General features: G+C 37.8%; 10 protein-coding genes. 6 read left to right on the top strand and 4 right to left on the bottom strand.

Annotated elements, in window-relative coordinates; all coding sequences use genetic code 11:
- From EO95_RS13465 to EO95_RS13445, 5 genes are all read left to right on the top strand, one after another.
- The coding region (locus EO95_RS13465) for an MATE family efflux transporter (RefSeq protein ID WP_048135426.1) at window positions 1–1,209 on the top strand (1,209 nt) is incomplete at its 5' end.
- A gap of 342 nt (window positions 1,210–1,551) precedes the next feature.
- A complete protein-coding gene (locus tag EO95_RS13460; RefSeq protein ID WP_156164067.1) occupies window positions 1,552–2,091 on the top strand; it encodes a hypothetical protein in 540 nt (179 codons plus the stop codon).
- Between the two features lie 36 nt (window positions 2,092–2,127).
- A complete protein-coding gene (locus EO95_RS13455) occupies window positions 2,128–2,619 on the top strand; it encodes a hypothetical protein (RefSeq protein ID WP_048135422.1) in 492 nt (163 codons plus the stop codon).
- Window positions 2,620–3,122: 503 nt separating this feature from the next.
- Window positions 3,123–3,320, top strand: a complete 198-nt coding sequence (locus EO95_RS18335; protein ID WP_235283024.1) for a hypothetical protein — start codon at window positions 3,123–3,125, stop codon at window positions 3,318–3,320.
- A 9-nt stretch (window positions 3,321–3,329) separates the two neighbouring features.
- Window positions 3,330–3,632: a phosphatidylglycerol lysyltransferase domain-containing protein gene (locus EO95_RS13445; RefSeq protein ID WP_268767911.1), complete on the top strand. Its 303-nt coding sequence runs from the start codon at window positions 3,330–3,332 to the stop codon at window positions 3,630–3,632.
- Window positions 3,633–3,670: 38 nt separating this feature from the next.
- On the opposite strand, the gene EO95_RS13440 is transcribed toward EO95_RS13445, so the two are convergent.
- From EO95_RS13440 to EO95_RS13420, 4 genes are all read right to left on the bottom strand, one after another.
- Window positions 3,671–4,375, bottom strand: a complete 705-nt coding sequence (locus tag EO95_RS13440; protein WP_048135416.1) for a type 1 glutamine amidotransferase — start codon at window positions 4,373–4,375, stop codon at window positions 3,671–3,673.
- 382 nt (window positions 4,376–4,757) lie between these two features.
- Window positions 4,758–5,087 (bottom strand): zinc-ribbon domain-containing protein, encoded by a 330-nt coding sequence (locus tag EO95_RS13435; protein ID WP_048135414.1) that lies wholly within the window; start codon window positions 5,085–5,087, stop codon window positions 4,758–4,760.
- A gap of 88 nt (window positions 5,088–5,175) precedes the next feature.
- Window positions 5,176–5,880: a hypothetical protein gene (locus tag EO95_RS13430; protein ID WP_048135411.1), complete on the bottom strand. Its 705-nt coding sequence runs from the start codon at window positions 5,878–5,880 to the stop codon at window positions 5,176–5,178.
- Window positions 5,881–6,981: 1,101 nt separating this feature from the next.
- Window positions 6,982–7,353, bottom strand: coding sequence for a response regulator (locus tag EO95_RS13420; RefSeq protein WP_048135407.1), 372 nt, complete (start codon window positions 7,351–7,353; stop codon window positions 6,982–6,984).
- 468 nt (window positions 7,354–7,821) lie between these two features.
- Here EO95_RS13420 and EO95_RS17715 point away from each other — a divergent pair, with 468 nt between their 5' ends.
- On the top strand, window positions 7,822–7,956 hold the full coding sequence (locus EO95_RS17715; protein WP_156164066.1) for a DUF2683 family protein: 135 nt from the start codon (window positions 7,822–7,824) through the stop codon (window positions 7,954–7,956).
- Window positions 7,957–8,357 lie beyond the last annotated feature (401 nt).

The following is an 8,357-nucleotide window of genomic DNA, read 5'->3' as shown; positions in this document are numbered from 1 at the left end:
GCACTGGATATAGTGAACAATGCTTTTCCTTTATGCCTTCTTGCAGGAGCCATTTTTACCATAGGCGGGCTTATATTTTGCAAAACCTCTATCAGTCTCCTTGGAGCCAGTGGTACTGCCCTTAACTTTGCCCGCGAATATCTTCAGATTATCTTCCTGGGTTCTGTCTTCATGACCCTTAATATTGCCCTCGAACCTCTCGTAAGGAATGACGGAAAACCGAAGCTTTGCATGAACATAATGGTTGCCGGAATCGTTGTAAACGTTGTGCTTGACTACCTCTTTGTCATGCGTATGGGAATGGGAATGTCCGGTGCTGCCATTGCAACAGTAACTGCCTTTGCTCTGTCTGCATTGATGCTCATGTATTACCTTTTCGGCAGCGAGGCAAAGTTGAGACTTCAGCTTAAAGCAATGAGATTAAAAACCGAAATTGTGCTGCGGATCCTTAAAGCAGGTACGCCGTCCTTTGTAATGCAGATCTCACTGGCTCTTGTGCTCTTTGTTCATAATTACATGCTGCTCATATACGGCTCCGAGCTTGCGGTCTCAGCTTACGGTATCATAGGGTATGTCCTTTCAATCTTCTACATGCTCTTTGAAGGAATAGCCCTTGGTGTGCAGCCGATTATAGGTTTCAATTACGGGGCTGGCTACTATGAAAGAGTTTCGAAGACTCTGAAACTGACAATGCTTTCGTGTATCCTCGTCGGAGCATTAGGATTTCTGTTTATCTACTTCTTTTCCGAGAACGTAGTACAGATTTTCAACCGGGACGACTCCGAACTTCTGGAAGTTACGCTTCGAGGAATGAACATTTTTATGTTATCTTTGCTTGTTGAAGGCACAGTGCTTCTCACTGCCATCTATTACCAGTCAATAAACAGGGTCAAAGCAGCACTCTTCATCCATCTCGGAAAGATATTCATTTTCCTCTTTCCCCTGCTGTTCATCCTGCCCCGGTTCTTCGGGCTCGACGGTGTCTGGTCTGCAGCGCCGGTCACAGAATATATTATGATGGTAGTGGTGCTGGTTATGCTTTCAAAGGAGTTCAAGTTCCTCAAGAACAACGGAAAGACAGGGGTCAGGCAGCAGCCAACAGATACAAAACATGTAGTGTCGGTGTCCAGAAACAATGTAAAGACAGGGAGTGAGGAGAGTAAAGGGGTTGTTACTTTCAGGCACGCTGAAAAAGTGGAAACCTTGTGAATCCCGCCTTAATTTTTTTATGCCTTAATTTTTTTATGCCTTAATTTTTTTATATATGTATGCCTGCTGTTTCGACTAAGGGCAGAAATGCCCTGCATCCTCTCTAAAGTAACCTGTGAGTTCTAAGTAAGCAGGAATTTATTGATATTTTGTCTACTGATCTTTTTGTCTACTGATCTTTTTGTCTACTGATCTTTTTGTCTGCTGATCTTTTTGTCTGGAATATTTCATCCAATGAGGTAGTTGGGCCCACCTACATTTTTATTTCATAACAAATAACTTTTTATAGTTTATATGCTTTGTATATCTTAAGTTCCATTCTTTAAAGAATCAGACATTTCTATGAGCTTGTTATTATGGACTACTGAAATTAAATGGAGTTTATCGATGCCCGACGATAAACAGAATTATTCCCGAGTAATTCCGGTATGGAAATTTGCGCTTTTTTCTATAGCAAGTTTAGGACTTTATCAAATGTACTGGAATTATAAAAGCTGGAAGTTTCTTAAGGAAAAAGATAATCTTGAAGTTTCTCCTTTCTGGAGAGCATTTTTTATGCCTATTTTTATGTCTTCATTATTTGACAAGTTTTCTGACATGCTTAAAGCTGAAGGCCGTCAGACAAATTATCCGACGCCGTTTCTTATATTTATATGGATGATTCTGAATACAGTTTGCCCGTATGCAGAAGGTCCTCTCTTGCTGCTTATCTATCTCTCATTTATAGCGTTCATTCCAGTTTTAAATTCTCTTAACGTCTACTGGAGTGAAATGTCTCCTGAACTTCCTGAAAAGCCTCTTACAGGATGGCAGATAACTCTGCTAATAATAGGAATAGTTTTCTTTTCCATAATCCTGCTGGGTACATTTTTACTATCATAAACATCAGGCTAAGGGTAAATATGGTTAGGGGTTATTATGACTGAAAATGAACAGAATTATTCCAGGGTACTTTCGGTCTGGAAATTTGCACTTTTTTCTGTAGCATCCATGGGGTTTTATGAATTATACTGGAATTATAAAAGCTGGAAATATTTTAAAGAAAAAGATAATCTTGATGTCTCTCCTTTCTGGAGAACTCTCTTGATGCCCTATTTCATGTCTTCCTTATTCGACAGGTTTTCTGATATGCTTAAAAAAGAAGGTCACCATGTCAATTATCCAACAGCAATTCTCATAATTTTCTGGATATGGATAAATACGACCACCATATGGAAAGAACCAATCTGGCTGCTTGCCCATCTCTCTTTTCTGTCGTTCATTCCGGTTTTAAATTCCCTTAACGTTTACTGGAAAGAAAAATCACCCGAACTCCAAGAAAAACCCCTTACTGTAAAAGAGATTATATTTCTTACAGCTGGAATACTTGTTTTCGTTCTCGCCCTTATGAGTTCATTCAGTTTGGATTAATAAATTCCGCACAGGATCAGGCATCCATCCAGATATTAATCTCCTGAAAAAAGTTTTTCAATCTCAGGGTAAAGTAGAATACCCCCGCCAGCTTGTCTGGCGACCCTGTAAAAAAGAACAAAAGCAGATTTGAAAGAGAGATAAAGATTGAAGTTTATGCCGTTTTGATCTTTTGGTTTATAGTTCTTACTCAAAAGCTTATTCATCAGCTTTTATTTTCTGGCTTTTATGTTCTCTCTTTTATGTTCTCTCTTTTATGTTCTCTTATTCTTTTTCGCAGGAAAGACCGCTCTCCTTCGTCGAGCGTAACATGAACGACATATTGCAGTGATAAGGTTGTAAGGGTTAGATAAATCGTTATTTAACCATGAGAGAAGCTAACAGGCAGCGAACTGGCAAAAAATAGATCTACTTTAAAAGAATGGGCTCGAAATTAGAAATTTTTAATCCTTAACTCCAATTCATAACCTTGGCTGAACTCAGATCCAACAACAAAAGGACATTTGATCCTGATGGAAGAAAAAGGTACTATACAGGAAAAAGCCCTTAAATTAAAGAGGCTTGTCAGTTATCTCTTACCGGTTATCATATATGATGAAGAAATCGTTGCCTTTGCAAACATCTGGGCAGGAGGAAAGAAAGAAGAGCTCAGTGTTGACCTCATGCGCTATGGTTCCATCGCCCCTGACAGGACTATGTAATATCTTTTTATCAAACTAATGCTCTGGGGTAAAGAAAACGGATACCGGGGATTCTCTCTCGGAATGGCTCCTCTTTCAGGCCTTGAAAAGAGGCAGTTTTCCCCTCTCTGGCATAAAGTAGGATCTCTGATCTTTGCCAACGGCGACTATATCTATAACTATAAAGGCCTGCGGGATTTCAAGGAAAAGTTCAACCCTGTCTGGAGCCCGAAATACATTGCTCTCCCCACAGGGCTTAAGAAGAGCCTTGCGCTGAAAGATATTGCAACCCTTATCTCAGGGGTGAAAGATCCTTTTAAAGACATCTTTTAAGGATGTAAAGACGTTTTTCAAGGATGTAAAGACATCTTTTAAGAGTGCATAATTTTTTCGAACCTGTCCAGCACTGTAAACATGAATTTCTTTGTCTCAGCCAGATACTTCTCCTGTCCGAGCATCTCTTCTTTTTTCTGGATAAACGGTCCGTTTCCTGATTCTCCCCCAAACCGCGTGATCATGGATTCAACCCTTTCTTTATGCACTTCCGGGTGAAATTGAAGTGCTACAACCCTGCCGTTATGAATAAAACCCTGATTTTTACATCCCTCGCTCCGGAAAAGATGCACAGCCCCGGCTGGAAGGTCAAAGGTTCTGGAATGCCAGTTGAAAACTGTGATTTCTTCCGGCAGCCCCTCCAGAAATTCCGGTTTATTTCCCTCCGTCCGGACTGTCTTTACAGGAAACCAGCCCATTTCCCTGTGCTCGTTTTCATAGACGCGGGCGCCGAGGACGTCTGCAAGTAACTGGGCACCGAGGCAGATCCCGAGCACAGGCTTTCCTGCTTCGATTGCCTGTTTTATGAAGGCTTTTTCGTCTCTTAGCCAGGGGTTTTCTTCGTAATCGTAGATTCCCATAGGACCGCCCATGATAATGAGGAGGTCAAAAGATTCAAGCGAAGGTGGATTTGTGATTTTATAAAAGCGGGTTGACTCAAGAGGGTGGTTTTTAGTTCTGGAGTATTCTTCTACGGTGCCGAGGGTGTTGAGGGCGGAGTGCTGGAGGACGTGAATTTTCATGGCTAATCAGTTTTTTGTTCTTTCATTTAAAATGAATAGTTCACACTTTATTAAAACCACAACTGAAGCGAAACTCTGAATTCAACTAGAGTTTCTGATGTAAATGAAAACTGCAAAATCTCACCTGTTAATTAAACGCAAAAAATGTATCTGTAAGAAACATAAAAATATATCTGTAAAATAAGTAGTTCCGATCAGACTTACTTCCGAATGACAGAAACATATTGATTTTACTTTTTACCTGTCGATTGTTAAAATATTTTAACATTTTGCCTAATTTGCTGTGAGATATTTAATGACTGTCAAATTCCTCATTCGGAACTTGGGTTATTCGGAACTACTGTGCTCTATTGGTACATAAATTATTTATGAAATCAGAATTTCATAGTAATTTATTTGAAACTTCTTCGCCGTTATTTATTTTTTCTGCTATGGTGTAAGCATCATAAATTCCATAAAACCAGAAAGCCGGAACGGTTATAAGTCCGATGACTAAAGCAAACAAAAAACAATTTGCTATCTGTAATACCATAAACAGAAGACCTTTCCCGAGTTGACCATTATAAATTTGACCTAAACCGACCCATAGGAAAGATAATATTGCAGCTATATCAGGACTTTTCTGTTCATTTGGTTTTTGTCTAACTCCACATTTAGGGCAAATCTCAGCATCTGCTAAAATTTCAGAACCACATGTTCTGCAAAAAGCCATTTAATCACTTCCTTGATTTGATGACACTTTCTTTTTTGTTATTCTTTTTTCCATCGGTATCTACGCCGACAAATTCACGACATATGTCTTAATTTTCAGCATTTTGTTTAGGATCTACCTGAACAGCCATATGTTGCTCCATTATTGGAAGTGTTCCAACAACTGGTGATGCCTCTGTAACTTTAGGTTCGATTTTTTCAGTATTTTGTTTAGGATTTACCTGAACAGCCATATGTTGCTCCATTATTGGAAGTGTTCCAACAACTGGTGATGCCTCCGCAACTGTATGTTTTTTTGTTATGTGTTCCTCTTTATAGTAATAAGCAAGATATATTGCAAGTATTATGTTCAATCCCGGTAGACCGAAGAGCAAACCTAATATTACTGCTTCCCCTGTTCTTTTTAGATACATGTAAGCTATCTTAATCCATAAACCCAATACCATTATACAAAAAAACAATTGGAAGAACAGCAATAATACCACTACGACAAAAAAGTTTAACCACCATGGGATCTTAAAATCTATAATCTCGAATAAACGTACTACCCTGAGTATTGGTATCCAAGCGAATATCTTATGATCAGTAATGCCTCTATCTTCGGCTATCTTCGATATAGCCTTAGCAGATACAATGTAGTATACTGCAAAAAACAGCAATAAAACTAATAGAACTAAAACGGAGTAAAGCCATCCGGCTACAATAAGAGCAAGTGTCCCTCCAAAACCCTTAGCAGATTCGCCTAAAACTCCTACGATGATGGTTGTAATTATATCTGCTATATTTATGTCCATCTATATCCACATCCCTTTTATTTTTATCCTGTGATTAGCTCCCAAACATCACTTCTATTTTAAAAACTGGGCAAATTACTACAAAGAAACGGTATTCAACTACTAAGTTTTTAATTATTTAGTCCAGTATGCTTGGATTATTTCCACGCACTCATTAAAAATAGGATAGTAAATCAAAATATATGAATGTATTTAATTTACTTTTATTGTATACAATTTGGTTGCTTAAGTTTAATTCAAATAAAATAAGGTTATGTTTTATATTATCATAATTATATCTTGTAGGTTTTTGGCTCAATTTCACACGTAATTCTAGCAAATTTGGTTCATTATCTTACTTTCGGCAGGTCGTCATTATAATTTAGAATATTTTTTCCTGATATCGTTTTAGAAAATTATCTAACCAGTTATTAGGTTTAAAGCTGGTTAACTTGTGGCTCAACTCTCACGACATATCTAAGCACTGAGTCATTTTTTCATTAAAGTTTTGTATGAGAGATTAATAGTTGGTCATATGTAAACCTGACAACTACACACAATTATGAGGCATTATTTCAAAATCGCCATCAGCAAAAATTATCAAAAATTATTTCAGGATGTAGTTGTAAAAGATGACCAGGAATGAGACTTGACATTATAATCCGCAGTTTTATGATAGCAGTTTTAATTTCGCTTATAGCAGTACTTCTGGAGTCGGCTTACTACGGACTGCATACAAGGACTTATTCCGCCAGTAATGCTGCTTATTCTATTACCAGTCCTTTTATCAATAATTTTTCAGGTATAAGCAGCCCAACAAATACGGCAGTAATCGCTATAATATTCGTTTCCAGCTTCTTGATAGCCTTAAACCTGATATCTAAAAGAGAAAGAGCATAATAAGTCACAAAACACTGGTTGAAGGGCACATTCGCTTTGAACTGTTAGTTTTAGCTCTGAGGGAACCCTATCAAATAATTCCGGAAGCACCAGGACATCAAAGTTCATCTATGCTCACAAACTTTTCTTTCTTTTCATTTACTATTTTTTGACCGTATTCTGCGAACCGATTTCTGTTGTGTTAGGTGATCAGCTTCTCAATAAAAGTTACTCGGAGCTTGATTAACTGCTATTTACAACCTGCCAGATTCGTTTTGATAACTCTGAATACTGAGTTTTTGGGTCACTGGTTTTCAGAATGAAAGAATTTGCACCATTTTGCATTGCCTGGTGCATAAGTTCTTCTCCAACTCCCGTAAATAGAATAAAAGGAATGTTGATTCTCTTATCACGGATAGTCCTTAGGAATGTGATACCATTCATAACAGGCATATCATAGTCCGAGACTATCACATCATAGGAGTCTTTCTCTAACATCTTGAGAGCTTCTCTTGCAGAATCCACAGTATCGGAGGGTATATCGTGGAAAACTTCTAAAAATATCTTTGATAGCTCTAAAAATGAGGGATCATCATCTACAATCAATACTTTCATGGGGGTTCTCCTTGCGGTTAAAACTCAGTCTCTGAGATAATATTCAAAAGCTTATAATCGATTGTGAATTTTAATACCTTTTCACACTTATATTAAATTACTTAAGCGAAAAATTTTCTCAAAACAAAAAAAATATTCAGATTAAAAATTTCAAAATTAGTATAGGGTTCTATATTTATCCATTACCACAACGAAGAAAACAATCACGAACAAAGCTAAAATAAGAGGATAGTAAAATTTCATATGATTGACTATATCACCAAAAGTGACTTCCCGTTTTTTTATGATAACCTGACCGTGTAGTAACGAAAACAGCGAAGTTTAACAGCGCATTTTCGAGAGACACCTTTATCGAAAAGCTGGAATACCGTAGAAATTTCCGCAAAGTTGTAAAGTGCAGGGATTAAACCCTGCCCTAATGTCTCACAGGGTATGAGTTAATAAGGCATTAATAAGATAGGTTGTGATATGGTGCAGCAGTACGAAGAAGCGATTGAGCCCAAGCTCAAACCTGAGTACATGGCAAAGCTGGATCGGATCGAAAAACAAGATACGGTAGTGATCGGCTCCCCATCCGACTTCCGAAAACGATACGGCATTTGATATAATGTACACGGTTATTACACCCACTTTCCGCAGATGTCCTTTCAATTTTCACAATTTTTACTGCTATCGTTTTGTCTGAAAACTACTCAGGTTATTCAAATATGTGTTTTTGAAATATCCCATGTGTTTTTGAAATATCCCGCAATTTTCGACCTTTTGCCTTCATTGAAAACTTCCAGCACTTATTTCCAGAAGCTTCAGTTGAGATAATAACTGCAGATTTTCGAATAATTCTCCAAAAACGATAACAAGAAAAATGTTCTTTTTTTGAAGACATCTGCGGAAGGTCGGATTACAATCCAGTCTCGAATTTCTGAGAAAAATCTGAAGTTTTTGTTAGCTATCAACCAGATCTTTAATCTCCTGCCCTGCAAGTTTTACTATCTAAAACATTAAAC

Source organism: Methanosarcina sp. 1.H.T.1A.1 (assembly GCF_000979295.1).
Taxonomy (GTDB): domain Archaea; phylum Halobacteriota; class Methanosarcinia; order Methanosarcinales; family Methanosarcinaceae; genus Methanosarcina.
This window is presented reverse-complemented; position numbering and strand designations above follow the sequence as displayed.

What these genes read in the sequence shown, in the direction of transcription:
- EO95_RS13460 (WP_156164067.1), top strand. Translation starts at nt 1,552, where the DNA reads ATGAGCTTGTTATTATGGACTACTGAAATTAAATGGAGTTTATCGATG.
- EO95_RS13455 (WP_048135422.1), top strand. Translation starts at nt 2,128, where the DNA reads ATGACTGAAAATGAACAGAATTATTCCAGGGTACTTTCGGTCTGGAAA.
- EO95_RS13440 (WP_048135416.1), bottom strand. Translation starts at nt 4,375, where the DNA reads ATGAAAATTCACGTCCTCCAGCACTCCGCCCTCAACACCCTCGGCACC.
- EO95_RS13435 (WP_048135414.1), bottom strand. Translation starts at nt 5,087, where the DNA reads ATGGCTTTTTGCAGAACATGTGGTTCTGAAATTTTAGCAGATGCTGAG.
- EO95_RS13430 (WP_048135411.1), bottom strand. Translation starts at nt 5,880, where the DNA reads ATGGACATAAATATAGCAGATATAATTACAACCATCATCGTAGGAGTT.
- EO95_RS13420 (WP_048135407.1), bottom strand. Translation starts at nt 7,353, where the DNA reads ATGAAAGTATTGATTGTAGATGATGATCCCTCATTTTTAGAGCTATCA.
- EO95_RS17715 (WP_156164066.1), top strand. Translation starts at nt 7,822, where the DNA reads ATGGTGCAGCAGTACGAAGAAGCGATTGAGCCCAAGCTCAAACCTGAG.